Source organism: Rhizobium sp. AC27/96, from assembly GCF_001692325.1.
Classification (GTDB): domain Bacteria; phylum Pseudomonadota; class Alphaproteobacteria; order Rhizobiales; family Rhizobiaceae; genus Rhizobium.
This window is the reverse complement of sequence record NZ_LXKN01000046.1, coordinates 25,827-51,361: the sequence shown is the minus strand read 5'-3', so window position 1 is coordinate 51,361 and position 25,535 is coordinate 25,827. Positions and strand designations below refer to the sequence as shown.

25 protein-coding genes are annotated in these 25,535 nt (G+C 61.3%); 15 read left to right on the top strand and 10 right to left on the bottom strand.

Features of this window, described 5'->3' with window-relative positions; genetic code table 11:
- Nucleotides 1-98 precede the first annotated feature (98 nt).
- The 3 genes from A6U86_RS25635 (at nucleotide 99) to A6U86_RS25625 (ending at nucleotide 2,844) form a co-directional block, all read left to right on the top strand.
- Entirely contained in the window at nucleotides 99-1,679 is a 1,581-nt protein-coding gene (locus A6U86_RS25635) for a Ppx/GppA phosphatase family protein (RefSeq protein WP_068396951.1), read from the top strand.
- The gene (locus tag A6U86_RS25630; RefSeq protein ID WP_068396948.1) at nucleotides 1,676-2,395 is read left to right on the top strand and encodes an RlmE family RNA methyltransferase; all 720 of its coding nucleotides are present in this window, start codon (nucleotides 1,676-1,678) and stop codon (nucleotides 2,393-2,395) included. The genes A6U86_RS25635 and A6U86_RS25630 overlap by 4 nt, the downstream gene beginning before the upstream one ends.
- A 65-nt stretch (nucleotides 2,396-2,460) precedes the next feature.
- Nucleotides 2,461-2,844: a VOC family protein gene (locus A6U86_RS25625; RefSeq protein WP_068397884.1), complete on the top strand. Its 384-nt coding sequence runs from the start codon at nucleotides 2,461-2,463 to the stop codon at nucleotides 2,842-2,844.
- A 22-nt stretch (nucleotides 2,845-2,866) separates the two neighbouring features.
- On the opposite strand, the gene A6U86_RS25620 is transcribed toward A6U86_RS25625, so the two are convergent.
- On the bottom strand, nucleotides 2,867-4,291 hold the full coding sequence (locus tag A6U86_RS25620; protein ID WP_068396945.1) for an MFS transporter: 1,425 nt from the start codon (nucleotides 4,289-4,291) through the stop codon (nucleotides 2,867-2,869).
- Between the two features lie 346 nt (nucleotides 4,292-4,637).
- Between A6U86_RS25620 and A6U86_RS25615 the strand changes: the two genes are divergently transcribed.
- From A6U86_RS25615 to A6U86_RS25590, 6 genes are all read left to right on the top strand, one after another.
- On the top strand, nucleotides 4,638-5,510 hold the full coding sequence (locus A6U86_RS25615) for an MBL fold metallo-hydrolase (protein ID WP_068396942.1): 873 nt from the start codon (nucleotides 4,638-4,640) through the stop codon (nucleotides 5,508-5,510).
- A 179-nt stretch (nucleotides 5,511-5,689) separates the two neighbouring features.
- On the top strand, nucleotides 5,690-7,174 hold the full coding sequence (gene guaB, locus A6U86_RS25610) for an IMP dehydrogenase (RefSeq protein ID WP_068396938.1): 1,485 nt from the start codon (nucleotides 5,690-5,692) through the stop codon (nucleotides 7,172-7,174).
- Between the two features lie 3 nt (nucleotides 7,175-7,177).
- Complete coding sequence (locus A6U86_RS25605) at nucleotides 7,178-7,768, top strand: hypothetical protein (RefSeq protein ID WP_068396935.1); 591 nt, start codon at nucleotides 7,178-7,180, stop codon at nucleotides 7,766-7,768.
- Nucleotides 7,769-7,810: 42 nt separating this feature from the next.
- Nucleotides 7,811-8,233, top strand: a complete 423-nt coding sequence (locus A6U86_RS25600; protein WP_068396932.1) for an MAPEG family protein — start codon at nucleotides 7,811-7,813, stop codon at nucleotides 8,231-8,233.
- A 147-nt stretch (nucleotides 8,234-8,380) separates the two neighbouring features.
- A complete protein-coding gene (locus A6U86_RS25595; protein ID WP_068396929.1) occupies nucleotides 8,381-9,262 on the top strand; it encodes a dienelactone hydrolase family protein in 882 nt (293 codons plus the stop codon).
- A 209-nt stretch (nucleotides 9,263-9,471) separates the two neighbouring features.
- Complete coding sequence (locus A6U86_RS25590; protein ID WP_068396927.1) at nucleotides 9,472-10,104, top strand: TetR/AcrR family transcriptional regulator; 633 nt, start codon at nucleotides 9,472-9,474, stop codon at nucleotides 10,102-10,104.
- Between the two features lie 34 nt (nucleotides 10,105-10,138).
- Here A6U86_RS25590 and A6U86_RS25585 read toward each other — a convergent pair whose 3' ends face one another.
- Complete coding sequence (locus A6U86_RS25585; protein WP_068396924.1) at nucleotides 10,139-11,092, bottom strand: LysR substrate-binding domain-containing protein; 954 nt, start codon at nucleotides 11,090-11,092, stop codon at nucleotides 10,139-10,141.
- A 200-nt stretch (nucleotides 11,093-11,292) separates the two neighbouring features.
- Here A6U86_RS25585 and A6U86_RS25580 point away from each other — a divergent pair, with 200 nt between their 5' ends.
- The 3 genes from A6U86_RS25580 (at nucleotide 11,293) to A6U86_RS25570 (ending at nucleotide 14,112) form a co-directional block, all read left to right on the top strand.
- Nucleotides 11,293-11,592: a DUF1127 domain-containing protein gene (locus A6U86_RS25580; RefSeq protein ID WP_068396921.1), complete on the top strand. Its 300-nt coding sequence runs from the start codon at nucleotides 11,293-11,295 to the stop codon at nucleotides 11,590-11,592.
- Between the two features lie 163 nt (nucleotides 11,593-11,755).
- Nucleotides 11,756-12,358 (top strand): dienelactone hydrolase family protein, encoded by a 603-nt coding sequence (locus A6U86_RS25575; RefSeq protein WP_275507321.1) that lies wholly within the window; start codon nucleotides 11,756-11,758, stop codon nucleotides 12,356-12,358.
- A gap of 149 nt (nucleotides 12,359-12,507) precedes the next feature.
- A complete protein-coding gene (locus A6U86_RS25570) occupies nucleotides 12,508-14,112 on the top strand; it encodes an ABC-F family ATP-binding cassette domain-containing protein (protein WP_068396915.1) in 1,605 nt (534 codons plus the stop codon).
- A gap of 91 nt (nucleotides 14,113-14,203) precedes the next feature.
- On the opposite strand, the gene A6U86_RS25565 is transcribed toward A6U86_RS25570, so the two are convergent.
- The 3 genes from A6U86_RS25565 to A6U86_RS25555 all read right to left on the bottom strand — a co-directional run bounded on the left by A6U86_RS25565 (nucleotide 14,204) and on the right by A6U86_RS25555 (nucleotide 17,609).
- On the bottom strand, nucleotides 14,204-15,082 hold the full coding sequence (locus A6U86_RS25565) for an aldo/keto reductase family oxidoreductase (protein WP_068396912.1): 879 nt from the start codon (nucleotides 15,080-15,082) through the stop codon (nucleotides 14,204-14,206).
- 146 nt (nucleotides 15,083-15,228) lie between these two features.
- A complete protein-coding gene (locus A6U86_RS25560) occupies nucleotides 15,229-16,098 on the bottom strand; it encodes a DUF937 domain-containing protein (RefSeq protein WP_068396909.1) in 870 nt (289 codons plus the stop codon).
- A 137-nt stretch (nucleotides 16,099-16,235) separates the two neighbouring features.
- The gene (locus A6U86_RS25555) at nucleotides 16,236-17,609 is read right to left on the bottom strand and encodes a glutamate--cysteine ligase (RefSeq protein ID WP_068396906.1); all 1,374 of its coding nucleotides are present in this window, start codon (nucleotides 17,607-17,609) and stop codon (nucleotides 16,236-16,238) included.
- A gap of 244 nt (nucleotides 17,610-17,853) precedes the next feature.
- Between A6U86_RS25555 and A6U86_RS25550 the strand changes: the two genes are divergently transcribed.
- Nucleotides 17,854-18,468 (top strand): LysE family translocator, encoded by a 615-nt coding sequence (locus A6U86_RS25550; protein WP_068397881.1) that lies wholly within the window; start codon nucleotides 17,854-17,856, stop codon nucleotides 18,466-18,468.
- Between the two features lie 4 nt (nucleotides 18,469-18,472).
- Here A6U86_RS25550 and A6U86_RS25545 read toward each other — a convergent pair whose 3' ends face one another.
- The 3 genes from A6U86_RS25545 to A6U86_RS25535 all read right to left on the bottom strand — a co-directional run bounded on the left by A6U86_RS25545 (nucleotide 18,473) and on the right by A6U86_RS25535 (nucleotide 21,450).
- Nucleotides 18,473-19,210 (bottom strand): 16S rRNA (uracil(1498)-N(3))-methyltransferase, encoded by a 738-nt coding sequence (locus A6U86_RS25545; protein WP_068396904.1) that lies wholly within the window; start codon nucleotides 19,208-19,210, stop codon nucleotides 18,473-18,475.
- 109 nt (nucleotides 19,211-19,319) lie between these two features.
- Nucleotides 19,320-20,855, bottom strand: coding sequence for an inorganic phosphate transporter (locus A6U86_RS25540; RefSeq protein ID WP_068396901.1), 1,536 nt, complete (start codon nucleotides 20,853-20,855; stop codon nucleotides 19,320-19,322).
- Nucleotides 20,856-20,952: 97 nt separating this feature from the next.
- Nucleotides 20,953-21,450, bottom strand: coding sequence for an NUDIX hydrolase (locus A6U86_RS25535; RefSeq protein WP_068396898.1), 498 nt, complete (start codon nucleotides 21,448-21,450; stop codon nucleotides 20,953-20,955).
- Between the two features lie 264 nt (nucleotides 21,451-21,714).
- Between A6U86_RS25535 and A6U86_RS25530 the strand changes: the two genes are divergently transcribed.
- On the top strand, nucleotides 21,715-22,617 hold the full coding sequence (locus A6U86_RS25530; RefSeq protein WP_068396894.1) for a LysR substrate-binding domain-containing protein: 903 nt from the start codon (nucleotides 21,715-21,717) through the stop codon (nucleotides 22,615-22,617).
- Between the two features lie 141 nt (nucleotides 22,618-22,758).
- The gene (locus A6U86_RS25525; RefSeq protein ID WP_068396892.1) at nucleotides 22,759-23,973 is read left to right on the top strand and encodes an adenosylhomocysteinase; all 1,215 of its coding nucleotides are present in this window, start codon (nucleotides 22,759-22,761) and stop codon (nucleotides 23,971-23,973) included.
- Here A6U86_RS25525 and A6U86_RS25520 read toward each other — a convergent pair.
- Both A6U86_RS25520 and A6U86_RS25515 read right to left on the bottom strand, forming a co-directional pair.
- Nucleotides 23,934-24,497 (bottom strand): O-acetyl-ADP-ribose deacetylase, encoded by a 564-nt coding sequence (locus A6U86_RS25520; RefSeq protein ID WP_068397878.1) that lies wholly within the window; start codon nucleotides 24,495-24,497, stop codon nucleotides 23,934-23,936. The two genes, A6U86_RS25525 and A6U86_RS25520, sit on opposite strands and share 40 nt — an antisense overlap.
- Before the next feature lie 32 nt (nucleotides 24,498-24,529).
- Complete coding sequence (locus tag A6U86_RS25515) at nucleotides 24,530-25,426, bottom strand: LysR family transcriptional regulator (RefSeq protein WP_068396889.1); 897 nt, start codon at nucleotides 25,424-25,426, stop codon at nucleotides 24,530-24,532.
- Nucleotides 25,427-25,535: the final 109 nt, after the last annotated feature.

Below are 25,535 nucleotides of genomic sequence, written 5' to 3'. Positions count from 1 at the left end.
GGCGAAAACCCATCCTGCTGGTATTCTCCACCCAACGAAAATCAAATGAGCGCCTGCAGCATGCCGATCGGCGTCGCGCGGTGCGGTGGAAAAGATACGTGAGTGACCCCGACAGCGGCAAAGCGCCGCAGGCAGACGGGGCGTCGGAAGCAGAGCGCAGGAAGGCGAAATCCTCCCGGCGCGCGAAGCGTAAGCGCAGCCATGGCCGCCCGAACGCTCATTCTGCGGAAGCCAGTCAGGCAGGCAAGCCTGGCCCGGCGGCGACGCGCCCAGCAGAGGATGAGGCCGGTTCTCCGGCGAAGAAACGTAAGCGCCGGCGCCGTGCGCGTGGCGGAGCCCAGAGCGGTGGGCAGCATCCTTCCACAACACAACAGCAGGCCCAGTCCGCGCCGGAACTTCGCGCTGCCGCAGATCATGGTCATGCCTCATCGCACAAGAGCGGCAAGAGCCGGCGCAAGCATCGCAGCAAGCGCGGCCTGCAGGGTCGGCCGCTTGCGCATGAGAAGACGCCCCATATTGCCGCTCCAGCGAATACAGCTGATGCCAGCCAGGCGCAGATCCACGGCGATCATCGCCACGATCGGCAAACGCCGCCGCAACGCGAGGGACATGCGCACCAGCAGCGCGGTGAAGCCGAGTTCCGGCCTGCCGACCTCTATGCGGCGCTTGATCTGGGTACAAACAACTGCCGCCTATTGATCGCGCAACCGACACGTCCGGGCCAGTTTCGGGTGATCGATGCGTTTTCGCGCATCGTGCGGCTGGGCGAGGGCCTTGGCGCCAGCGGACGGCTGTCGGGCGATGCCATGGACCGGGCTGTCGAGGCGCTGCGCATCTGCGCCGCCAAGCTGAAGACACGCGAGATCCGCCGCATGCGGCTGATCGCGACTGAAGCCTGCCGTGCGGCCGATAACGGCGAGGCGTTTCTTGAGCGCGTGATTGCCGAAACGGGATTGCAGCTTGAGATCATCGATCGCGAGACCGAGGCACGGCTTGCCGTATCGGGCTGCTCGTCGCTTGTCGGGCCGGAAGCGCGTTCGGTCGTGCTGTTCGATATTGGCGGCGGCTCTTCGGAGATCGCCGTCATCCGCATCGGCGAAAATCGCTCCAGCCGGCTTGCCAACCACATCACCCATTGGACCTCGCTGCCGGTCGGCGTCGTGACGCTTTCCGAACGCCACGGCGGACGCGACGTGACGCCGGAGCTGTTCGAAACCATGGTGTGCGAAGTTCAGCGCATGCTTGAGCATTTCGATTGTCCGCCAGTGCAGGGCGCTGCGCGCGACAGTGCCGATTTCCACCTGATTGGTACCTCGGGTACCGTGACGACGCTCGCCGGTGTCCATCTCGACCTGCCGCGTTACGACCGGCGCCGGGTCGACGGCGTTTGGTTGTCGGACGACGAGGTGAGCGCGATGCAGGCCAAGCTGCTGTCGTGGGATTTTGCCGGCCGTGCCGCCAATCCTTGCATCGGGCCGGATCGCGCCGATCTCGTGCTGGCCGGCTGCGCTATTTTGGAGGCGATCCGCCGCCGCTGGCCGAGCCCGCGCATGCGCGTTGCCGATCGCGGCCTGCGCGAGGGATTGCTGACTGACATGATGGCAGATGATGGCGTTTGGCGGCGGGGCCGCTCACGCCGCGGCCATCGACCGAGAGACATAAAGGGACCGCAGGCATGACCAAGCCAACCATCGCGGGCAACCGCACAGGCCGCAAGCTCGGCCAGCGCGTCAAGAAAAAGAAGCTCAAGGCCTCCTCGCGGCAGTGGCTGCACCGGCACATCAACGATCCCTATGTGCAACGCGCCCAGCTCGAAGGTTATCGCGCCCGCGCCGCCTTCAAGCTGCTGGAGATCGACGAGAAGCACGATATTCTGAAGGGCGCCCGCCGCATCATCGATCTGGGCGCTGCACCCGGCAGCTGGTCGCAGATCGCCGCCAAGGTGACCGGATCGACCGAGGATGACATTCGTGTTGCGGCCATCGACTTTCTGGAAATGACGCCTCTGCCCGGCGTCACCGTTCTCCAGCTCGACTTCCTGGAGCCGGATGCGCCGCAGCGGCTGATCGATGCCGTCGGCGGTGCGCCTGATGTCGTGCTCTCGGATATGGCCGCGCCGACGACGGGCCATCACCGCACCGACCATCTGCGCACCATGCATCTTTGCGAAGTTGCCGCGCATTTCGCCGTCGAAGTGCTGGCGGAAGGCGGGCATTTCCTTGCCAAGACCTTCCAGGGGGGCACCGAGCGCGATCTTTTGACATTCCTGAAGCAGAATTTCCGCCAGGTCGTTCACATGAAGCCGGGCGCATCCCGAGCCGAATCGGTCGAAATGTTCCTGCTGGCAAAGGGCTTCAAGGGACGCAAGGCCGAAGAGGAAGCAACCGAGGCTTGATCTGGCTGTCTTTTTCGTCGGATGATGCCGGTTCCCAAGGCATCGCGGATGAAAAAGACTCAATCATGCTCCTCTACGTAACGCTCGGCTCCAACGACATTCCACGCGCGCAAGAGTTTTATGACGGCGTTCTGCCCGTGCTCGGCTACCGACGCCAGCGCGAATCGGATGAGGAAATCGGCTATGCCGCCGATGGCGATACCCGTTGCAGGTTCTGGGTGGTCGTGCCCTACAATCACCGGGCGGCAACAATCGGCAATGGCTCGATGGTTGCCTTGCATGCGGAAAGCCGCGCCGATGTCGACGCCTTCCATGCTGCGGCCTTGGCCCATGGCGGCACGGATGAAGGCAAGCCCGGCCTGCGCTCGTTCCACGCCAATTTCTATGCGGCCTACGTCCGCGATCCCGACGGCAACAAGCTGAGCGCCGTCTGCGAAAGACCGGAATAGGTCCGGTTGCTCTACGTCATCATCATTTGACGACGGGCTGCTGCACCTGCGGTGTGGCCACGCGCTTCAGGCCAGCCTTGTGGCCCGAGACCATGGCGCCGGCGTTGCGATCCATCCGGATGAAGGGAATGGTGGCGATCACCGTCAGCGCCGAGATGCAGAAGAACGCGATGTGGAAATCGATGACCTGCAATTCCGCGCCGCGGAAGAAGGTGGAGGTTTCCAGGATCATGGCCGCGACCGCGACGCCGAGCGCCAGGCTGATCTGCTGCATGACCGAGCTCATCGACGTCGCCTGGCTGGCCTGCTTGTCGCTGATATCGGCAAAGGCGAGCGCATTGACGCCGGTGAAGAAGAAGGACCGCGAGAAGCCGCCGACCAACAGCACGGCAATGATGATGAGATGCGGCGTCCACGGCTGGAAGAGCCCGGTCGAGATCGTGGTAATCGTCGTGACGGCCGCCGCCGAAAGCAGCGCGGTCTTGAAGCCGACCGCGGTAAAGACCCGGCGTGCGATGAATTTGGTGCTGATCGCGCCGATCGCGCCGGCAAAGGTGATCAGCCCCGACTGGAACGGGTTGAGGCCGAAGCCGAGCTGCAGCATCAGCGGCGTCAGGAACGGCATGGCGCCGATGCAGATGCGGAAGAGCGTTCCGCCCGTCACCGAGGCGCGGAAGGTGGCGTTCTTCAGAAGCGACAGATCGAGGATCGGCGCCGGGTGGCGGCGCGCATGGCCGATATAAAGGAAGCCGCAGATGAAGCCCGTGACGACAGCCGAGATACCGATATAGGGCGGCAGCGCCGGCAGGCTGATGACGGACATGCCGAAGACGACGCCCGCCGCCGCGAAGGACGTCAGCAGGAAGCCGACGACATCGAGCTTCGGCGGCCTGGTTGCCTCGACTTCCGGCAGAAATATCGAGGACAGGATGACGCCAAGAATGCCGACCGGCACGTTGATCAGGAAGATCCAGTGCCAGGAGGCATAGGTGGTGATGAAGCCGCCAAGCGGTGGGCCGGCAAGCGGGCCGACAAGCGCCGGAATGGACAGCAGCGCCATCGCGGAGACCAGATCGCTCTTTTGCGTGGTGCGCACCAGCACGAGCCGTCCGACCGGCGTCATCATCGAGCCGCCGACGCCCTGCAGGAAGCGGGCGAAGACGAATTCCAGCAGGCCGCCCGAAAAGGCGCACATGATGGAGCCGATGACGAAGACGCAAATGGCGATGCGGAAAATGTTCTTCGCGCCGAAGCGGTCTGCCATCCACCCGCTGATCGGAATGAACACCGCCAGCGACACCATGTAGGAGGTGAGGGCCAGCTTGAGCGTGATCGGGCCGACATGGAGATCGTTGGCGATTGCCGGCAGCGCCGTCGCAATGACCGTGGAATCCATCTGTTCCATGAAGAGGGCTACGGCGAGGATCAACGGAACGATGCGGTTCATAGGCGCTTGCCCTGATGGCTTTTATCTTCGGGAAGGCTTCCGTCCTTCGGGCGGTTAGCCGCTCTGTAGTCCTATGCGAGGCCGCTGCCAATCCCGGATTCAGCTCCGTGCTCGCCTGAAGATCACGTCTTCGTGATACCAGCCGGCGCACGCGGTGGAAAGCAGGATTTGACATATGCTAAGAGCATGGAAATGCTAAACGCATAAAACGTTGCCGGTGTATTAGCGGAATTGGATAGCATTGTCATGATCAAATTATGGGTCGGGCAGGATCATATTCCCTGCCGTTGCTGCCGGCTGCGATGATAGGCGCAGCTTACGCTGCCCCAATACAAGGAGTGAGACTATGACCGCTGTTCTGCCCCCGGACACGCATCAGTTCAAATTGGGATCCTGCACTGTTACCGTCGTCAAGGACGGCGCCAATGTCATGGACAACCCCTGGGAAACCTTCGGCACGAACCAGTCGCCCGATACCGTCCGCAAGCTGCTGGAACAGAATTTCCTGCCGACGGAAAAGTTCGTGAACAGCTATGCACCCGCCATCATCGAAACCGGCTCCGACCTGATCGTCGTCGATACCGGTTTCGGTGCTGCGGGTCGTGCGCGCGGCATGGGCCGCCTTCGTGACGGCCTGAAGGCCGTCGGCTATACGCCGGAGCAGGTGACGATCGTCGCCTTGACGCATCTGCATGGAGATCATATCGGCGGTATGCTGGAAGACGGCGCTCCCGCCTTTCCGAACGCCCGCTACGTGACCGGCGAGATCGAATATGGCTTCTGGACGGACAAGGCGCGCGAAGGCACGCCGGCAGAAGGTGGCCACAAGGCCGTGCTCGCCAATGTCGTGCCTTTCGCCGAGAAGATGACCTTCCTCAAGGACGGTGATCAGATCGTCAGCGGCATGACCGCCATGCTGGCTCCGGGCCATACGCCTGGTCATCTCGTCTTCCACCTCGAGTCGGATGGTAAGCAGCTGGTCATGACCGGCGATACCGCCAATCATTATATCCTGTCGCTCGGCCGTCCGGATTGGGAAGTTCGTTTCGATGTGGACAAGGCGCAGGGCGCCAAGACCCGCCGGCGCATCTTCGACATGATCGCCGCCGACCGCATTCCCTTCCTCGGCTTCCACATGCCTTTCCCGGCCGTGGGCTTCGTCGAAAAGCAGCAGGAAGGCTTCCGCTACATTCCGAAAAGCTATCAGCTGGAAATCTGAAAGCCGAGGCTTTGGGAGCAGCTTGCGCGTCCGGCATATCTGCCGGGCGCTTTTAGCTATTCACTTCCTGTCATGAACGTGTTACCAGCCCTCGCCAACTTCCAAGCAACACTTGCAAGATCGCCCGGTAGACGATTCGTTCCGGGCTTTCCTGTTTTTCACAGACGAAGGAATTGGCCATGGCACGCATTATTGAAACGCCGACCGGGTTGGATGCTCTCACATTCGACGACGTGCTCCTGCAGCCGGGACACTCCGAGGTCATGCCCGGCCAGACGAATGTCGCCACCCGCATCGCCCAGGATATCGATCTCAACCTGCCGATCATTTCAGCGGCGATGGATACGGTGACCGAAAGCCGTTTGGCGATCGCCATGGCCCAGGCCGGCGGTATCGGCGTTATCCACCGCAACCTGACGCCGGTGCAGCAGGCCGAAGAGGTTCGCCAGGTCAAGAAGTTCGAAAGTGGCATGGTGGTCAATCCGGTCACCATCGGCCCCGATGCAACGCTTGCAGAAGCACTCGCGCTCATGAAGTCGCACGGCATCTCCGGCATCCCGGTCGTCGAAAAGAGCCATCGCCTCGTCGGCATCCTCACCAATCGCGACGTGCGCTTCGCCTCCGATCCTCAGCAGAAGATCTACGAACTGATGACCCGCGAGAATCTCGTCACGGTCAAGGATGGCGTGCAGCAGCAGGAAGCCAAGCGCCTGCTCCACACGCATCGTATCGAAAAGCTGCTCGTCGTCGACGGCGATAGCCGTCTGGTCGGCCTGATCACCGTCAAGGACATCGAGAAGTCGCAGCTTAACCCGAACGCTTCCAAGGATGCACAGGGCCGCCTGCGCGCCGCCGCGGCCATCAATGTCGGCGACGATGGTTTCGAGCGCGCCGAACGCCTGATCGAGGCCGGCGTCGACCTTCTGGTCGTCGACACCGCCCACGGCCATTCGCAGCGCGTTCTCGATGCGGTCGCTCGCGTCAAGAAGCTTTCCAATTCCGTCCGTATCATGGCCGGCAATGTTGCCACCTATGACGGCACGCGCGCGCTGATCGATGCTGGCGCCGATGCAGTCAAGGTCGGTATCGGCCCCGGTTCGATTTGCACCACCCGCATCGTTGCCGGCGTTGGCGTGCCGCAGCTTGCCGCCATCATGTCGGCGGTCGAAGCGGCGCGGGAACAGAATATCCCTGTCATCGCCGATGGCGGCATCAAATTCTCCGGCGATCTTGCCAAGGCAATCGCCGCAGGAGCATCGGCTGTCATGATCGGCTCGCTGCTTGCCGGCACGGATGAGAGCCCGGGCGAAGTGTTTCTTTACCAGGGCCGCTCCTTCAAGGCCTATCGCGGCATGGGCTCCGTCGGCGCCATGGCCCGCGGCTCGGCCGACCGCTATTTCCAGGCCGAGGTTCGCGACACGCTGAAGCTCGTTCCGGAAGGCATCGAAGGCCAGGTGCCTTACAAGGGGCCTGTCGCCGGTGTGCTGCATCAGCTCGCAGGCGGCCTCAAGGCTGCCATGGGCTATGTCGGCGGTGCCGATCTCAAGCAGTTCCAGGAGCGCGCGACCTTCGTGCGTATCTCCGGCGCGGGCCTGCGCGAAAGCCATGCCCATGATGTCACGATCACCCGCGAAAGCCCGAACTATCCGGGCGCAGGCGCCTGATCGATGGACGATCGCGCTCAGGGCAATGCCAGGTCTCTGCAGGGCCTGGCGGCGATCCTTGCGGCTTTCTGCCTGGCATTGTTTGCCTGGATCCAGGCCGGCTTCGTCGCCGCCTTCAGCAATGCCGCGGCCGGGCAGCGTATGCTCGACGTCCGCATCGAGGGCTATGAGCAAGCCGATGTCATCGCCATGCTCGGTTACCTCAAGGATCATCCCGATCCGGCGATGATCCTTCATTCCATGTATCTCGGGCCGGAACTCGTGTTTCCGTTGATGCTGGCGGGCCTGCTGTTCTGCCTGCTGCGGCTGATCGGCCCCGGCGGTTTTTTCTTCGGTCGTCCCATCCCGCCGGGCGCGACCATCTTCATTTTCTGCCTGCCGATCCTCTATGGGATCGTCGATTATGCCGAGAATATCGCCGGCCTGATGTTGTATCCGCCGGCCATGCCGTCGGACGCCACGGTGACGCTGCTGTCGAGCGCGCTGCCGATAATCGTAAGGCTGAAGTTTCTGACATTGATCGTCATCGTTATTCTTCTGGCCCGGTTCGCTATTTTTCGCTACCTCTCGCGGGACGGCTCCAGCCCGTCCTGATCGACCGTTTCGGCTTTCGGAAATTCCAAAGGAGTTGATGGCGTGACAGGCTATGAAATGTTCTGGCCCATGGTGGCACATGCGGTGCTTGTCTTCGTCCTCTACGCACTTTTGGGATGGCGCCGCAATAGGATGGTAAAGGCTGGCCGGATCAGGATCTCGCAATTTCGCGAGAACCATGCGGCCGACGAGCCGGCGGAAAGCCTGGTGGTGCGCAACAGTATCGCCAATCAGTTCGAGCTGCCCTTGCTCTTTCATGCCTGCTGCATCGTGCTCTACGTCACCCAGGCGGATAATTTACCCGCGGTGATCTTCGCCTGGCTTTTTGTCGCCACGCGCTATGCCCATGCCTTCGTGCATGTGACGAGCAATAGCCTGCGCTACCGCAGCCCTCTCTTTGCCCTTGGCTTCATAGTGCTCGCCTGCATGTGGGTCTGGCTCGGCATCTGGCTCGCCTTCTCCTGACCGGTGTGCGTTCCCGCAGAGAGCAACCTGCGGTAACGCAATCGTGTTCTTCCTTTACCGCCGCACCTCGACCCGCTGACCTATCTTGTCAGCGGGCGGCTTTGCGCATGGCGTGGGCTGCCGGGGAAAAATGGGGAGAACAACATCATGAGCACGGAAAAGCCAATCGTGACGCAGGCGATGATCAACGCCTATGACGAATATACGCACCTGACGCTCGATCGCCGGGGTTTCATGGAAAAGCTGACGAAGCTTGCGGGTTCGGCGGGAGCCGCTGCCGCCATCGCGCCACTGCTTGCCGCCAACACCGCCAGCGCGGAAGTCGTTGCCGCCGATGACGGTCGGGTGGAGTCAAAGGATGTTACCTATGCCGGCAGCAAGGGCGAGATGAAGGGCTACCTTGCCCGTCCCAAGGATGCGGCCGGCAAGCTCGGTGGCGTCATCATCATCCACGAAAACCGAGGGCTCAATCCGCATATTCGCGATATCGCCCGTCGCGTGGCGCTGGAAGGCTTCGTGGCGCTGGCCCCCGATTTCCTGTCTCCGCTCGGAGGCACGCCTGGCGATGAAGACAAGGCGCGCGACATGTTCACCAATCTCGATCCGGCACTGACGGCTGACAACGCCGAGGCGAGTCTCACCTATCTCGCCAAGCTCGACGGAACCAATGGCGAGGTCGGCGCGATCGGTTTCTGCTGGGGCGGCGGTCTTGTCAATCGTTTCGCGACCATCTCGCCCGAGTTGAAGGCAGGCGTCGCCTATTACGGCGCGCAGCCGCAGGCGAGTGCTGTTCCCAATATCAAGGCGGCGCTGCTGTTGCACTATGCCGGCCTCGACGATCGCATCAACGCCGGTATCGATGCCTATCGCAAGGAGTTGCAGGCGGGTGGCAAGACCTTTGAAATTTTCGTCTATGACGGCGTCAACCACGCCTTCAACAATGACACATCCGCCGCCCGCTATGACAAGAAGGCTGCCGATCTTGCCTGGGGCAGGACCGTGGAATTCCTGAAGAAGTACGTGTCCTGAAACGATACATATTGCCATCTCCGGCGTGTCGGCCATGTGGTTGATTACGGGGCCGAAACTATGTTCCGGCCCTAATTCCGGAGTTCTCTGTCTACTCGTAAGTAATGATTAAAATTGAACTTTTCCCATTTACGCGCATTGAACGCGTCAGGTGCCATAGCGTCTGCTGCGCCTAGCGCCGTTCAGTATGATAATGAAACGGGAAGAGAATGAATCCGGAAAAGCCTGACCGCATCACGTTCCGAAAACGGCCACAGCAGGAGCGCAGCATCCAACGTGTCGATGCGATCCTCTCGGTTGCGGCTGCGCTGATCGCCGAAAAGGGCGTGAGCGCGATGAAGATGACGGAGCTTGCCGCGGTCGCGGGAATTCCGATCGGCTCGGTCTATCAATATTTTCCGGACAAGGCGGCGATCGTCGGGGCTCTCCTCGACCGGCACTCCAGACGTATCCAGCAAAAGGTCGAGGAAGCCTTTTCCACGGTGACGTCGCTCAATGATGCCATCGAACTCGCCTGCGGCATGATCGATTGGTACTACAGCGAGTTCCGCAGCGATCCGGCCTATCTTGGCGTCTGGCTCGGGACTGACATAGACAGGGATATCCTTCAGCTCAACATCCAGCACAGCAATCGCGTCGCCGAAATATTCCTCGCGAGCATTCAATCCTTCCTGCCCGCCGAAAGCCGCATCGACCTGAAAGCGCGCACGCAGCTCTTCAGCCATCTGATCGGCGCGTCGGTGCGCTTTGCCATCATGAGCGACGACGACATGGCACGGCGGATGCTGCACGAATGGAAACAGGTGATCCGCGTCACACTGCTGGCTGAGCCTGCGCCATAAGCATGGCGAGGGTGATTGACCTCGAGGTGGCGGCTTACCAGCCGGGCAGGATATGCCCGGCACGCAGCCGCGGATATTGGCGCGTATAGGTCTTCACTTCGCCATCGAGATCGTCATCGACAGCAGCCGGGGTGATGTTATCCAGGCAGGCCGAGATATGAGCGGTAATGGCGTTCATCAGCGATGCGGAAAGGCCGGCGCGCTTCATGATGCCGATCTGCACCGGGGGCAGGGGCGGGAAACCGTCGGCCTGGGTCAGCACCTTCATGCCGGTTCGGAGCGCCGATTCAGGCATGACTGAAACCGCCATGCCGGCCAACACGGCGGCTGCCACGACGGTGCAGGACCAGCTGGTAAAGAGGATCTGATAGTCGCGGCCGCCGGCATCAAGCGCCGAACAGGCAAGCTGGCGCCACTGGCAGTCGCGCCGCCCGACGGCAAGCGGGATGGGCGCATCGTCACGCAGGGGATGGTTGGCCGAGCCGACCCAGCAGAGCGGCTCGGTCCGCACCACATCCGACATCCGCTCGCGCGGATTGTGGGTGACGAGCGCGATATCGAGCTCGCCGCGATGCATGCGCTCGGCAAGGTCGACGGAGGGCTCGCAGACGATGTAGAGCTCGACATTCGGATGCGTCTTGGCGAAGCGGCCGATGATCTCCGGCATGTAGCGGTCGGCATAATCATCCGGCGTGCCGATGCGCAACGTGCCTTCGAGGCGGTTGTCATCGAAGGCGGCCATCGCCTCGTTGTTCAGGCGGATGATGCGGCGGGCATAGTTCAGCAGCTTTTCGCCTTCGGCCGTCAGGCGGTTGCCGCGGCCGTCCTTGATGAAAAGCTGCTTGCCGACGCGCTCTTCCAGCCGGCGCATTTGCATGGAAACGGCAGACTGCGTCTTGAATACCCGGTCGGCGGCCTTGGTGAAGCTGCCGGAATCCACGATTGCGATAAAGGTCTGCAATTGATCGAGGTCAAGCGGGGCTGACATGAGCTCACCTATAAAAGAGTTTGATAGTTATCATTAGAAACATTCGTTGGACTGATCAATAGGGCTTTGGCATCTTCTGGATGCAATTCAGCATACCAATCGAACAGACACTCCAGTCGAACTCCTCCCGGCTTCGCCCCTTTTCCGGAATTCCGGAAAGGGGCTTGGCTCACGTGTGCCTCAAGGAAAGGACTACGGAAATGCGCACGACAGATCGGACCCTTGACCTTTGCATTGCAACGCCAGCGCCGTCGCTAACGACGCGCATGATGCTTGCTCTTGCCAATGTGGCCTCCATCTGGCGCGCAATCCGAAATCGCCAGGAAATCCACTATCTGAATGAGCTGAACGACAGCCAGCTGCGGGACATCGGCCTCAGCCGCCAGGATGTGAACGCAGCGCTGACCACCTCGACCTTCTTCGAGGATCCGTCCAGCCATCTGACCAATTCCGCGCGTCGCCGCACGCGCCCCTCCGCCTTCAGCAGCTTCCGAGGCTGATGTCGGACAACAGTTTCCCCGCAGGGTGATAGCCAATAAGCCCTGCCTCTTTCCCGGTGTTCGGCCCAAGGGCCAACACCGGGTTTTTTCTTTTTAGGAATGTCGTCCAGCGGCGGATCATGCGCGGACAAGTTGCCTAAGGCCGCAATTGGCTTATCTTAGCCTGGCGAAACGTGGGGATTCGACGATGGCCACAGTGATCTTCTTCCACTCCGTCTATGGCTTGCGTGCTCTCGAAAACGAGGCGGTGGAGCGTGTGCAGGCGGCTGGGCACAGGGCTTTCGCACCGGATCTCTATGAAGGCTTGATTGCTCGATCGATCGAGGAAGGTTTCGAATTCAAGGACGAGATTGGTTGGCCGACGATTTGCGAGCGGGCGGAATGGGCGCTCGCCGGCCTGCCAGCTTCCACCGTTCTGGCCGGCTTTTCGATGGGCGCCGGCGTCGTCGCGAGCCTTTGGCCGAAGCGACAGAAGACGGCCGGCATTCTTTTCCTGCATGGCATCGCCACCATTGCCGACAATGCCCGCAAGGGCTTGCCGCTGCAGCTTCATCTGGCCGATCCGGACCCGTTCGAGCCGGCGGAAGAAGTCGCCACTTGGCGGCAGGCGGTTGATCGATCGGGGATATCGGCTGATATCTTTACCTATCCGGGTGGCGGCCATCTTTATACCGATGCCAGCCTGCCCGACTATGATGCCAAGGCGGCCGATCTTACCTGGAAGCGTGTCATCAGTTTCCTTGATATGATCGATGCCAGCGCCTGAAATATCAGCACTGCAACTTGCAGGACTTGAACTGAAGCCGCTCGTCGCCTAGTTTACCGTTATTCGCAATGCCAACAGGATGTGTGCCGCAATGAAAATGAACCCGACTGCAATGCCGCTTAGCCTTGCCATCGGGGAAATTCTTGCTCATGCCCATATCCATCACTCTCTCCAATCTTTCGTGGTCCACGCCTGACGGCCGGCCGCTTCTCTTCAAACTTGATCTGAGCTTCGGCGCCGAGCGCACCGGCCTTGTCGGACGCAATGGCGTCGGCAAGACGACGCTGATCAAGCTTGTCTCGGGCGAACTGCAGCCGCAGTCCGGAACCGTATCCTTCAACGCCAAACTTGGTATCCTGCGCCAGAGCGTTCAGGTGGAGGCCGGAGAAACCGTCGCCGATCTCTTCGGGGCCAGCGAAGCGCTGGCCGTGCTGAAGCGTGCAGAGGCCGGCGAGGCGACAAATGAAGAACTCGCTTCGGCGGACTGGACGCTGGAGGTGCGCATAGCCTCGGCACTTTCTCGCGTCGGACTCGGCGTATCGCCAGAGACACGCCTTGTCACCCTGTCTGGCGGTCAGCGCACACGCTGTGGCCTTGCGGCTCTCATCGTCGATGATCCCGACTTCCTCATTCTGGACGAGCCGACCAACAATCTCGACCGCGATGGCCGTCTTGCGGTGATCGATCTGCTTGCTGGCTGGAAGGCAGGCGCGATCGTCATAAGCCATGACAGGGAGCTGCTGGATACCATGGACGCCATCGTTGAGCTGACCTCGCTTGGCGCGACACGCTACGGCGGCAACTGGACACAATATCGCGAACGCAAGGCGTTGGAGCTGGCGGCGGCGGAACACGATTTCACCGAGGCCGAAAAGCGCGTCGCCGAGGTTGCGAGAAGCGCGCAGGCGACGGTCGAGCGGCAGGCGCGGCGGGACAAGGCAGGTCGGAAAATGGCCGCCAAGGGTGGCATACCGCGCATCATGATCGGTGGCTTGAAAGAACGAAGCGAGACGACGAGCGCCGAGAATACCCGCCTTGCCGAGCGCCGGCGCGCCCAGGCCTTGCAGGAGGCCGCGGCTGCCCGCGAAAAGATCGAGATCCTGCAGCCCCTGACGGTCAAGCTTCCGACATCGGGACTGCCGGCTAATCGTATCGTCCTGAAGATGGAAAAGGTCACCGCCGGCTATCAGCCCGCGCGGCCAATCATCAAGGATTTTGATTTCGTCATCATGGGGCCTGAGCGAGTCGCGATCACCGGACCGAACGGCTCTGGCAAGACGACGCTGCTGGCTCTGATCTCAGGCGCATTGCAGCCCTGGAGCGGAAAGGTGAAGGTTGTCTCCTCAGCCATTCTGGATCAGCGCGTCAGCCTGCTCGATCCGTCGCTTTCGATCCGGGATAATTTCCGGACCATCAATCCGGACGCGGACGAAACGGCCTGCCGTGCGGCACTGGCGCGCTTCATGTTCCGGGCCGACGCGGCGCTTCAGATCGTTTCCAGTCTGAGTGGCGGACAGCTGCTGCGCGCCGGTCTTGCCTGCGTGCTTGGCGGAACGACCCCGCCCGAATTGCTGATCCTCGATGAGCCCACAAATCATTTGGATATCGATTCGATTGCGGCCGTCGAGGCGGGGTTGTGCGCCTATGATGGCGCGCTGCTGGTCGTCAGCCATGACGAGGTCTTCCTGGAAGGTATCGGCATATCGCGACGGCTGGAGATGTCTTCGCTAAAGGGTGGAAGGCCTATAGAGTGAAAGACCGCCGCGCGCGGCCGAGCTCCTGATGACGACGCATCCCGGCTCTGCCGTGAGCCGGAATGCTCCATCACAATCGGATTAGCGCGCTTCAGGCGGCGCCCGCGCTTGCGATCCGATCCAGCTCTGCGATCTCATCCTTCGGCAAGACGAGGCCGGCGACGGCAAGGTTTTGCTGAAGGTGTGTCACAGACGATGTGCCGGGGATCAGCAGAATGTTCGGAGCTCGATGCAGCAGCCAGGCAAGCGCCACCTGCATCGGCGTTGCGTTCAGGCGCGCGGCGACATCGGAGAGCGTCGAAGATTGCAGCGGTGAAAACCCACCGAGCGGGAAGAACGGCACATAGGCGATGCCATCGCGGGCAAGCTCGTCGATCAGCCCATCGTCGGCCCGGTGCGCGAGATTATAAAGGTTCTGCACGCAGACGATCTCGGCAATGCGGCGACCTTCGGCGATCTGGCTGGACGTGACGTTGCTGAGCCCGATATGGCGCACGAGGCCCTGCCGCTGAAGATCCGCCAGGACTGTCAGGGGTTCTTCGATCGAGCCCTCGGCGGGGCCGTGGGTGCTGAACATGATGCGGAGATTGACGACATCGAGCACATCCAGTCCCAGATTGCTGAGATTGTCGTGGACTGCCTGCGTCAGCTCATCACGGGAGAAGGCCGGTAGCCAGGAGGCATCCGCACCGCGCCGTGCACCGATCTTGGTGACGATGACGAGATCGTCGCGATAGGGATGAAGCGCTTCGCGGATCAGCTGGTTGGTGACGTGCGGGCCGTAGAAATCGCTGGTGTCGATGTGGTCGACACCGGCCTCGATTGCTGCGCGCAGCACCGCGAGTGCCGCACCATGGTCCTTGGGCGGACCGAACACGCCGGGGCCTGCAAGCTGCATGGCACCATAGCCGAGCCGTTTGACGCTAAGGTCGCCGAGGGTAAAACTGCCAGATTGGTCGAGGTTGGACATGGTTCTCTCCATTCAAGATGGAGCAGAGATATGCGCAGTCTCGGTGTCTGATAACGGGGTACAATCCGCACGGGCTGTGCGGATTGGCGAACAATGGCCGCTGAGTTTACGGCGCCTAGTCGTCTCTCAGCAGAGTCCGCCCACCCTCAGCCTTGTTTCGGCGCAGGCTTGCCGTCCGGCTGCGCGTAGCTGTCGAAGATCGCTTCCATGTTCTTCTGATAGTTCTTCTGCACTTCCAGGCCGCTGTCGAACATGGCGTTGAGCATGTCGGTATAGGCGGCCATGTCGACGCCGGCGGCAGGCTTTGCCTTGGGCTCTTCCTTCGGCGGTTCGGCCGGCATCTGGAAGTTCCGCATCATATCCTGAAATGCTTTGGCAAAGGGATTGTCGAGGAAGGGATTGGTCGGCGCTGCCTTACCGTGCTTGACCGGATCGGCGCCGAACATCAGTTCCATCGCCTGGGTGAAGGGATTGTCGAAGATGCTGGCCTGCGGCGTCGGCTGCTGCTTCGGTGCGAAACCGATCGTCTGCAGCCAGCCTTGCATCATCTCGCCCATGGCCGTGTTCAGGAAAGGATTGGCCATTGGCGGCATCTGGCCACTGGTCTCCTTGAACAGGCCGCCCATCAACGTGTCGGCCATGGCGGGCAGCATGCGCTTGTAGATTTCCTGGCCGATGCCAGTCATCTGCGCAGCCTGTGCCGCAACCGCGCGCGAGACCTCCTTCGAGCCGAAAAGCCGCGCCAGCACATTATTGCCGTCAGCGATGCCTTGCGGCGTGAAGGCCTTGTTCATGTCCTCGAAATATTTGGCGTAGCTGCCTGACGTGATGTCCTGCATCACGCCCATGAAGTTATAGGGGTCGGTCGCGCTGCGCTTGAAGCCCGAGGAAAAGGCCGGCATCAGAGCCGCCATCGCCTTGGTCGCCTGTTCCTGCGCGAGATTGAACTGCTTGGCCATGGCCTCGGTGGCGGCGCCGTTCTGTGCCTGCATCATCATGTCGAAGAGTGGCAGCATCGAAGTCCCTTTCCCCACAATGAGGCCGCTTCGGAATCATGCGGCGCTTGATTCCGGTAGTATAGCGGGAAAAAAGAGAGCGCATACCGGTTTCTGCCGTCATGCCATCGAGGCAATAAGGGCAGAAAAATCCGCTATCAGTACTGATATTCCTCGAAGATCGGCTCGACCGACTGGTTCCAGCGGCCGTTGTAGAGCATCAGCAGATCGTCGGCGAGCGTGCCCTTCTTGGCAAGCACTTCGTCGAGCGGCGCGAGGAAGACGGTTTCGTCCTGCCCGTCGCCGTTCAGGCGATTGCGGTTCTTCAAGCCGAGACGGGAAATGCCGACCACTTCGCGCGCCACATCAAGCAGGCTGTGCCCCTTGATCGTGGCCTTCAGACCCTGTGCCGGCACGACGGCACGCAGTGCGTCGACCTCTTGGAAGTTCCAGTCCCGAGTCAGTTCGTCCGCGGCCGTCAGTGCCGCATCATCATAGAGCAGGCCGACCCAGAAGGCCGGCAAGGCGCAAATGCGCCGCCACGGACCGCCGTCGGCGCCGCGCATTTCCAGAAAGCGCTTGAGACGCACGTCGGGGAAGAGGGTCGAGAGATGGTTCGTCCAATCACCCATCGTCGGTTCCCAATCGGCGATTTCGCCCTTCAGCGCGCCATCCATGAACTGACGGAAGGTGACATGCGTACAGTCGTGGTAGCGACCATCGCGAACGACGAAATACATGGGAACGTCGAGCGCCCACTTTACATAGTCTTCAAAGCCGAAGTCGTCGCGGAAGGTGAAGTCGAGCAGGCCGCCACGGCGGTTGTCGGTGTCCTTCCAGATCTCGCCGCGCCAGGAGGAAAGCCCGTTCGGCTTGCTTTCGGTGAAAGGAGAGGAGGCAAAGAGCGCAGTCGCCAGCGACTGCAGCTTCATCGATACGCGCATCTTGCGGCGCATGTCGTCTTCCGACGAAAAGTCGAGGTTAACCTGGATCGTGCAGGTGCGGTACATCATGTCGAGACCCTGGGTGCCGACCTTCGGCATGTAGCGGGTCATGATCTCGTAACGCGATTTCGGCATGCGCGGCGTCTCGGCCAGCGTCCATTTCGGGCTGCCGCCAACGCCCAGGAAGCCAATGCCCATCGGCTCGGCGATGCCGCGCAGCGTTGCGAGGTGGTTGTTGGATTCCTTGCAAGTCTCGTGAATGGTTTCGAGCGGCGCGCCCGACAGTTCGAACTGACCGCCCGGCTCGATCGAGATCGCGCCCATGCCGGTGGGTTCGGCGAGCCCGATTATGTTGCCGCGGTCCAGGATCGGATCCCAGCCGCTCTTTGCCTGCAGGCCCTTCAGAAGTGCGGAAATGCTCGCATCGCCGTCATAAGGCACTGGGCTGTTGTCAGCGCGGAAGAACACGAACTTCTCGTGTTCCGTGCCGATGCGGAACTGGTCCTTGGGCCTGCTGCCGGCTGCCAGATAGGCCGTCATTTCCGAGACCGAGGAGAGCGGAGTCTGGTCGGTGGTGTCGCGCGCCATGGTAGTACCTTAGATCTCGGAAAGAGAACCCGCGCCAGCCGCAGGCCAATAGGAAGGGTGATTGACGCGGAATGAGGTACGGTGCAAGTGAATTTCTTTCAAGGGTCGTTCAAAAAAATAGGATTTTGTGTCCGGAAGGCCACTGCATTGGCGTCATTATGCAGCTTATTTGCACAAGCGTTCAAGACGCCCGAATCCTGCTCCGGATAATCTCGCTTCGACTGACAATTGGCGGAGCATGTCGATGTTCGCAGAGAATGGTCTCTATTATTCTGTCCTGACCCTATTGCTGGCATCCCTGGTGATCATGGGAAGCCCCGGTCCGTCGACGATCAGCGCGACGGCGATGGGCGTGGCCTATGGCTTCCGGCGATCGCTCGGTTATGTCTCCGGCCTCATCGTTGGCACCGTCATGGTATTGTTGGCGGTCGCGGTGGGCGTCGTGGCGGTGTTGCTGTCCGTTCCGCACGGCGCCCTGGTGCTGACGGTGGTTTCGGCCGTCTATATCCTCTATCTGGCTTTCAAGATCGCCACGGCGCCGCCACTCTCGCGCAGCGACGATACGGCCGCAGCGCCGGCTTTTTCCGGCGGCTTCCTACTGGCCGTCGCCAATCCCAAGGCCTATCTGGCAATCGCCGCGGTCTTTGCCGGCGTCAGCCTGTTCCAGGATCGGCGGCTGCTGGATGCCACCGTCAAGATCGCGCTGCTGACGGCGATGATCATCTTCATTCATATGATCTGGCTTCTGGTCGGCGCTTCCCTCTCACGCTTCCTGCAGCATCCGACGGTTTCCAGGATCGTCAACATCTCGCTGGCGATCCTGCTGATCGTTGCAACCATAGTGGCCGTATTGGAGTAAGGCTTTAGTTCCAGTCGCCAATCGCGGCCTGGATCACCGCCATGGCCGCAACTGCCGCCGTATCGGCGCGCAGGATACGCGGCCCAAGAGGAATGGCGGTGACGAAATCGAGGCTGCGTAGCAGCGCACGCTCCTCGTCCGAGAAGCCACCTTCGGGACCGACCAGCAATGCCAGATGCTTCTCCTCGACCTTTGCCAGCAGCGGCAGCGGGTTCTGGCCAGCATCGCCTTCGTCGCAATAGATGATACGCCGCTCGCGCGGCCATTGGGACAGAAGATCGGCGAGCTTCACCGGCTCGGCCACATCGGGAATGCCGAGGATGCCGCATTGTTCGGCCGCCTCGATGACATTGGCTTTGACCTTGTCCAGATTGGTGATCTTGCCCTGTACATGCTGCGTCATGACCGGCTGCAGCAGGCCGGCACCCATTTCCACGGCCTTCTGCACGAGATAGTCGAGCCGCCCGACCTTCAATGGTGCGAAGAGGTAGTGCAGATCGGAAGGGGCGGGCTGCGGTCGTGTTTCCTCGACCGGCGTCAACAGGATGCGCTTGCGCGAGGGAAAGGAGAGGCTGACTTTCCATTCGCCATCGCGGCCGTTGAACACCAACAGTTCCGCCCCGTCCTCCATGCGCAGCACGTTGGCGAGATAGTTGAACTGATCCTGGTCGGCCTCGATGGAAAGACCGGCCTTGATGTCTGAAGTGACGAACAACCGTTGCATGCGGAAATTGGCGCGCATGGATAACCCCCTAAAGCAATTTCAGGAAAAGTGCGCAGCGGTTTTCCTGGAATTGCATATAAACAAAGAGATAAAGCGGTTCAGAGATTCGGTGGAAAGCTGAACCGCTCTAAATGAAGAGCGCGACCATAACCCAATACACGGCGGCGGCAAGCAGGGCCGCGACCGGAACGGTGATCGCCCAGGCGGCGATGATGGTCATGAAATGTGAGCGGCGGACAAGGCGCCGGCGATGGATCTCATCGGGATTGCGCTCGTCGTTATTGTCGGCCTCGTGCCAGGGAATGCCGGCGGCTTCGGCCTTGCTGCGCATATAGGCAAGCCGACGGCGGGAATGGCTGGTGTACCATTCGCGGAAGAAGCCGACGCCGAAAACCGCCCCGACGGCGATATGGGTCGAACTGACAGGAAATCCGAACCAGGCGGCAACGATGACGGTGAGGGCGGCCGAGACCGCCACGCAATAGGCCCGCATCGGATTGAGCTTGGTGATCTGTTCGCCGACGAGGCGAATGAGCCGTGGGCCATAGAGCAATATGCCGACGGAAATACCGCATCCACCGATCATGACGACCCAATAGGGAGCCTTGTGCGTGGTGGTTTCGGCAATGACGTTGAGCGAGCCGCCGAGGCCGATGTCACGGACGATCGCTGCAAGCGGGCCGATGGCGTTGGCAACGTCGTTGGCGCCATGCGCAAAGGACATCAGCGCCGCCGAGCAGATCAGCGGCAGGCGGAAAAGCTGGCGCAGCGAGCTGTTCTTGTTCTCCAGCCCTGCGGACTGTGCCGCCACCAATGGACGCGCGCCGAGCCAGGCGATGATGCCGACGCCGATGCCGATGGCAAGGTTCAAAAGGGGCGGGATGGCGTTCTTGGGCTCAAGCTGCACGACGAGATAGGCCGAGAAAGCGCCGGCCATCAGCCCGATCAGGATCGGGATCCAGTATCGGGCGGCTGCGATCTTGTCGTCACGATAGACGATGAAGGTCTTGATGAAGAACAGCATGCCGGCGGCGATGGTGCCGCCGAGGAAGGGTGTGATGACCCAGCCGGCGGAGATTGCCGCCAGCACATTCCAGTTGATGAGGTCCGGACCGACCGCCGCAGCCCCTGCGCCGACGACGGCGCCGACGATCGTATGGGTGGTCGAAACCGGCGCTTTCAGCCAGGTGGCGAAGTTGATCCAGAGCGCGGCGGCGAGAAGTGCTGCCATCATCAGCCAGGCAAGTTTGCCGATGCTGACGATGCGATCGGTATCGATGATATGCGTCGAGATGGTGTTGATGACCGGCCCACCCGCGATCGTCGCGCCGAGGATCTCGAAAATGGCCGCCATGACGAGGGCCTGGGTCATGGTGATCGCGCGTGCGCCGACCGCGGCGCCGACATTGTTCGCCACGTCCTTGGCGCCGATGTTCATGGCCATGTAGCCGGCAAGCGCAACGGCGGCGAGGATCAGGGTCGCGCGCGGCTGGTCGAGCACATAGATGCCGGCAAAGACCAGGGCGAGGCCGAGGAAGATCAGGCCTATGCCCGGCGCTACCAAACGCTTCGTGACGTGATAGGTCGCGTCCTCGACATAGGTGACTTTGTCGAGGTCCTTGTCGAGCGTCCGTTTTACTGGTGTGGCCGGTCGGTCGGGCATGCAATTCTCTGAAACAAAAACTCTCGTATTGCGCCGCCCGACAGGCCACGCAATATCCACTATCCATCCTGACACAATTTCTTGTGAGTAATATGGCTTACTTCGTCTGTGCGATGGCGCCGGTTTGCGTCATCCGCTGTGCGAAGGCAAGGATGAGATCCCGCAGTTCCGGCTCGCGAACGCGTTTGACCGCTTCGTCACAGGAAACCCACTCGACGGAGCGCTCGCCCTTTTCCTTGAAGTTCTTGGCGAGTTCACTGACTTCGAGCGCATAGACCTGTACGCGGCACGGCACCTGAATGCCGTCCTTCAGCACCTTGTCGTAGCCAAAGCTGCCCAGAGCCTCGGTCTCCACCGTTCCGCGCACGCCGGCCTCTTCATAGGCCTCGCGCGCCGCCACCTCATGGGAGAGCTTGCCCGGCATCGGCCATCCCTTCGGAATGACCCATCGGCCGGTGTCGCGGCTGGTCAGCAGCAGCACCTCGAGATCGCCCGTTTTCTTCTTCACCCGATAACAGAGCGCAGCATACTGCTGTCGCGGCGGACGCCGAAACATGAGTTGCACATCATTTGCTATACGGCTGAGTATGGCCAATTGTCGGTTCACCTTTAAGGTTTGGAGTGCAGCGTCGATTCAATCATAACATTGTGTGGAAAAAAATTGCGTTCCATATGCGGCTATATGGTATTTCCCCACAAATTTATTGAGTGGTGAGTAGATAAAAATGCGAGGGTTTGTCCCCTGATATTCGCCAGTGATTGTGCTGAAAGCGACAGTCAACAGCATTTTGATGCCGCAGATGGCGCAGTTGCTTCGAATCGCCTGCTATTGCCTTGGAAAGAAAGATAAAACCTTGCCATGTCCGACCGCTCCCCACCCAGGCGCCTGCCGCCGCTGAACGCATTGCGCGCCTTTGACGCTGTTGCGCGTCGCGGCAGCATTCTGCAGGCAGCCGATGAACTTGGTGTCGTGCGCGGTGCCGTGAGGCAGCAATTGAACCTGCTCGAAGCCCATTTCGGCGTGCCCCTGTTCGATCGGGAAGGCGGCCGGCTGGTGTTGACGGCGAAGGGCAGGGCGTTCGCCGATTCCATCGGTGTCGCCTTCGGCATTCTCGCCCGTGCTTCGGCCGAGCTGGCTGAGGGAAGTCGGCGTACCATCCGCCTCGGGGTCCCCTCGGCTTTCGCCGTCTGGTGGCTGATGCCGCGCGCCGCCGATCTCCAGGCAGCCCTTGGTGACATGGATATAGACATCGTGCCGATGGCCACAGTCGAGCCTCTGGCCAGGCGCTCCGATCTGGAAGCGGTGATCATGGGCGGCGAATACAGGCCGACCCGCGATATCACGGCTATTCGCTTCATGGAGGATGAGTTCGGCCCCGTCGCTATGCCGGATGTCGCTGATCGTCTCGGCCTTGAGGCTGGTGTCGCGGCTCTGGCTGGCGCGATCGCCCTGGGTAGCCGTTCCGCACCAAGCCTCTGGAACGACTGGTTCGCGGAAAGCGGTCATGCACCCGTCCGGTTTGCGGGCAGCCGCGAGTTCGAGGATTTGCTGCTGGCAATCGGCGCCGCCCGTTCCGGCCTTGGAGTTGCCATTGCACCCCGTACGGCCGTTGGTGATGATCTCGAACGCCGTAGGCTCCTAGCGCCCTTTGGCTTCATTCGGCGGCCGGCCGGCTACAGTCTCAGCATCCGCAGCAGCGACACGAAGGATCCGGCGCTTGTCCGGCTGGCCGATTGGTTGAGTAAGGCGGGAGCCGAGTGATTTCGGCGAACTCTCCAGTTTGATCGCGACGAGGGGTGCATATGGCAGATTTTCTGCCATGAGGCGCATTGCAATGTCCATCGACAGCCCGTCGCCCGTCATGCCAGATCGCCGCATCGAACCAGCCGCCAGGAGCGCATCATGGACCAGCCTTCTTCTCTGTCCCGCATCGATTGGGTTGCCGGAAGCTGCCGGTTGCTGGCCGCGACGGCCAAGGAATTTCGCGAGACGAAGCCCTTTGCCGGCCTGACCATCGGCACCGGCATTCATCTGGAACCGAAGACGGTGGCGCTGCTGATGACGCTGCGCGCCGGCGGTGCAGGTCTGGTGTGCACCGGCAATCTCAACAGCACCCAGCCGGAAACTGTTGACTATCTCCGCGCCCAGGGCGTCACCGTCTTTGCCACGCAGACACGCGACGCCGGCGAGCATGGTGTGAGCCTCGATGCGATCCTTGCCGAAAAGCCGGACCTGCTGCTCGACAATGGTGGCGATCTCTTCGTCCGCGCCGCCGAAAATCCCTATGCCAATCTTCTCGGCGGCACGGAGGAGACGACGTCAGGCCGCACCCGGCTCATGCCGATGCGCGACAAGCTCGCCATGCCGATCCTTGTCATCAACGACAGTCCGATCAAGCAATTCGCCGAGAACCGGCATGCTGTCGGACAGAGCCTGTTCGAAAGCTATCTGCGCTTCACCAACCGCTCCACCAATGGCAAGCGCGTCACCGTCTTCGGCTATGGCGCTTGCGGCAAGGGCACGGCGGCATGCTTCCGCAACGCTTTTTCTTCGGTCAGCGTCGTCGACATCGATCCGGTGACGACACTGGAGGCCCATCTCGACGGCTTCTCGACCCCGCTGCGCGAAGAGGCGATCCGCTCCGCCGATATCCTGATCACGGTCACCGGCTATCCGGATATCATCACTGCGGCCGACCTGCGGTTGATCAAGGACGGCGCGATCCTGCTGAATGGCGGCCATTTCCCGCTTGAGATCGACGTCGAAGCGTTCCGCAACAGCCCCGACGTCGCCGGCATCGATCGTTACGCCGCCGAGCACATTGAGACCATCCGCATGCGCGATGGCCGCGCCTTCCACATCCTCGGCAGCGGTCACATGGCCAATCTCGCCGGCCCGCGCCCGCTCGGCAACAGCGTCGAATCGATGGATCTCGGCTTTACCTTGCAGGCCCGCTGCCTGGAGCGCGTCGCCAAGGGTGGCCTCGGCAAGGACGCCTGCGTCATTCCCGTCCCCAAGGATATCGACGCCATGGTCGCCTCGGCCTATCTGGACCTGGCGCGTTGGCCATCAGGCGGTCACGCGTTGGCCAACGCCTCGGGCAACAACCGGTCATAGAGCGCAGCCATCTCATCGCCGAAGCAGCAGAAGATGATCTCTTCGAAGGCGCCGTCAGCACTTTCCACAACGGCAGTCCGTGTAGCGATCTCGGCGGCGCGCACGGCCGGAAAGCGATAAATACCGGTGGAGATGGCGGGAAAGGCGATGGTCTTTAGGCCGCGCTGCCGGGCAAGCTCAAAGCTGTTGCGGTAGCAGCTCGCGAGCAGATCCTCCTCGCTGTGGCTGCCACCATTCCAGACGGGTCCAACTGTGTGAATGATATGCCTTGCCGGCAGGCGGTATCCTTTGGTGATCTTCGCCTGTCCGGTCTTGCAGCCGTTCAACATCCTGCACTCCGCAACCAGTTCCGGTCCGGCCGCCCGGTGGATCGCGCCATCGACACCGCCTCCGCCGAGCAGGCTGCTGTTTGCAGCATTGACGATAGCGTCGACCGCAAGCTTCGTAATGTTGCCGAGAACGACGGTGAATCGCGTCTTGGCCGTGGAGGAAAGATCGGAACGGATGGTTTCAAGTGCAGACATGGTGATCTTCTCGATGAATGGGAAAGGGGCCTCTATCGCTCCCAATACGGCACGGGGCCATAAAGTTCGGTCAGGAAGTCGATGAAGACGCGGACCTTTGCCGGCAGGAATTGCCGGCTGGGATAAACGGCCGAAAGCGTGACATTGTGCGACCCTTCATAGGCCGGCAATACCTGGACGAGGCGTCCGTCGCGCAGCTCGGGGCCGACGTCCCAGGTGGAGCGCAGTGCGATGCCGAGACCTGCAATCACGGCTTCGCGGATTACCTCGCTGGAGTTGGTGATCAGCTTGCCTTCCGGCCGAAAGGTCAGGCTTCCGTTCGGGCCGTCCAATCGCCACGGATCGTGATTGTGTGCCGGCAGGCAGGTATGCCGGCGCAGATCGTCTATATCCTCGGGCATGCCATGGGCATCGATATATGCGGGCGAAGCGCAAAGCACCCGGCGCACCGGCGCAAGGCGCCGCGCCACGAGGCTGGAATCGGTCAGTTCGGCAATACGGATGGCAAGATCGAAACCACCGCCGACGATATCGACGAACTCGTCGCTGAGCACCAGATTGATCGCCAGTTCCGGATGAGACTGCATGAAGGATATCAGGTGCGGGGCGATGTGCAGCCGGCCGAAGGAGGTGGGGGCGGAGATCTTCAGCGTACCCTGCATCTGCGCCGAGCGGCCGGCAATATAGGCTTCAGCCTCTTCCAGCCCGGCAAGAATCGCAAGCACCCGGTCATAGAAGCCCTGGCCGGCTTCCGTCAGCGAAATCTGCCGTGTCGTGCGCTGCAGCAGCCGCGTGCCGAGCCTGTCTTCCAGCCGCTTGATACGCTTCGAGATGACGGCCGGCGAAAAGCCGAGCGCCCGGCCGGCAAGCGACATGCTGCCCGTAACGACGACGCTGGCGAAGATCTCAAGATCCCCTAAATTGTTCATGCGTGATTATTTCCCGTTTTGGAATAAATGCTTATCATTTGCGCCAATTTTGGGAAAGCGCTAAGCCTGTTATGCGTTAAAAGGAGGCTGCGCCTAAGGGCGGATGCAG

Coding starts and splice junctions, on each gene's coding strand:
- A6U86_RS25615 (WP_068396942.1), top strand. CDS start 4,638: ATGACCGCTGTTCTGCCCCCGGACACGCATCAGTTCAAATTGGGATCC.
- A6U86_RS25565 (WP_068396912.1), bottom strand. CDS start 15,082: ATGTCCAACCTCGACCAATCTGGCAGTTTTACCCTCGGCGACCTTAGC.
- A6U86_RS25530 (WP_068396894.1), top strand. CDS start 21,715: ATGTCCGACCGCTCCCCACCCAGGCGCCTGCCGCCGCTGAACGCATTG.
- A6U86_RS25580 (WP_068396921.1), top strand. CDS start 11,293: ATGCGCACGACAGATCGGACCCTTGACCTTTGCATTGCAACGCCAGCG.
- A6U86_RS25555 (WP_068396906.1), bottom strand. CDS start 17,609: ATGGCGCGCGACACCACCGACCAGACTCCGCTCTCCTCGGTCTCGGAA.
- A6U86_RS25545 (WP_068396904.1), bottom strand. CDS start 19,210: ATGCGCGCCAATTTCCGCATGCAACGGTTGTTCGTCACTTCAGACATC.
- A6U86_RS25540 (WP_068396901.1), bottom strand. CDS start 20,855: ATGCCCGACCGACCGGCCACACCAGTAAAACGGACGCTCGACAAGGAC.
- A6U86_RS25570 (WP_068396915.1), top strand. CDS start 12,508: ATGCCCATATCCATCACTCTCTCCAATCTTTCGTGGTCCACGCCTGAC.
- A6U86_RS25630 (WP_068396948.1), top strand. CDS start 1,676: ATGACCAAGCCAACCATCGCGGGCAACCGCACAGGCCGCAAGCTCGGC.
- A6U86_RS25520 (WP_068397878.1), bottom strand. CDS start 24,497: ATGTCTGCACTTGAAACCATCCGTTCCGATCTTTCCTCCACGGCCAAG.
- A6U86_RS25585 (WP_068396924.1), bottom strand. CDS start 11,092: ATGTCAGCCCCGCTTGACCTCGATCAATTGCAGACCTTTATCGCAATC.
- A6U86_RS25550 (WP_068397881.1), top strand. CDS start 17,854: ATGTTCGCAGAGAATGGTCTCTATTATTCTGTCCTGACCCTATTGCTG.
- A6U86_RS25525 (WP_068396892.1), top strand. CDS start 22,759: ATGGACCAGCCTTCTTCTCTGTCCCGCATCGATTGGGTTGCCGGAAGC.
- A6U86_RS25605 (WP_068396935.1), top strand. CDS start 7,178: ATGGACGATCGCGCTCAGGGCAATGCCAGGTCTCTGCAGGGCCTGGCG.
- A6U86_RS25560 (WP_068396909.1), bottom strand. CDS start 16,098: ATGCTGCCACTCTTCGACATGATGATGCAGGCACAGAACGGCGCCGCC.
- A6U86_RS25595 (WP_068396929.1), top strand. CDS start 8,381: ATGAGCACGGAAAAGCCAATCGTGACGCAGGCGATGATCAACGCCTAT.
- A6U86_RS25590 (WP_068396927.1), top strand. CDS start 9,472: ATGAATCCGGAAAAGCCTGACCGCATCACGTTCCGAAAACGGCCACAG.
- A6U86_RS25625 (WP_068397884.1), top strand. CDS start 2,461: ATGCTCCTCTACGTAACGCTCGGCTCCAACGACATTCCACGCGCGCAA.
- A6U86_RS25620 (WP_068396945.1), bottom strand. CDS start 4,291: ATGAACCGCATCGTTCCGTTGATCCTCGCCGTAGCCCTCTTCATGGAA.
- guaB (WP_068396938.1), top strand. CDS start 5,690: ATGGCACGCATTATTGAAACGCCGACCGGGTTGGATGCTCTCACATTC.
- A6U86_RS25515 (WP_068396889.1), bottom strand. CDS start 25,426: ATGAACAATTTAGGGGATCTTGAGATCTTCGCCAGCGTCGTCGTTACG.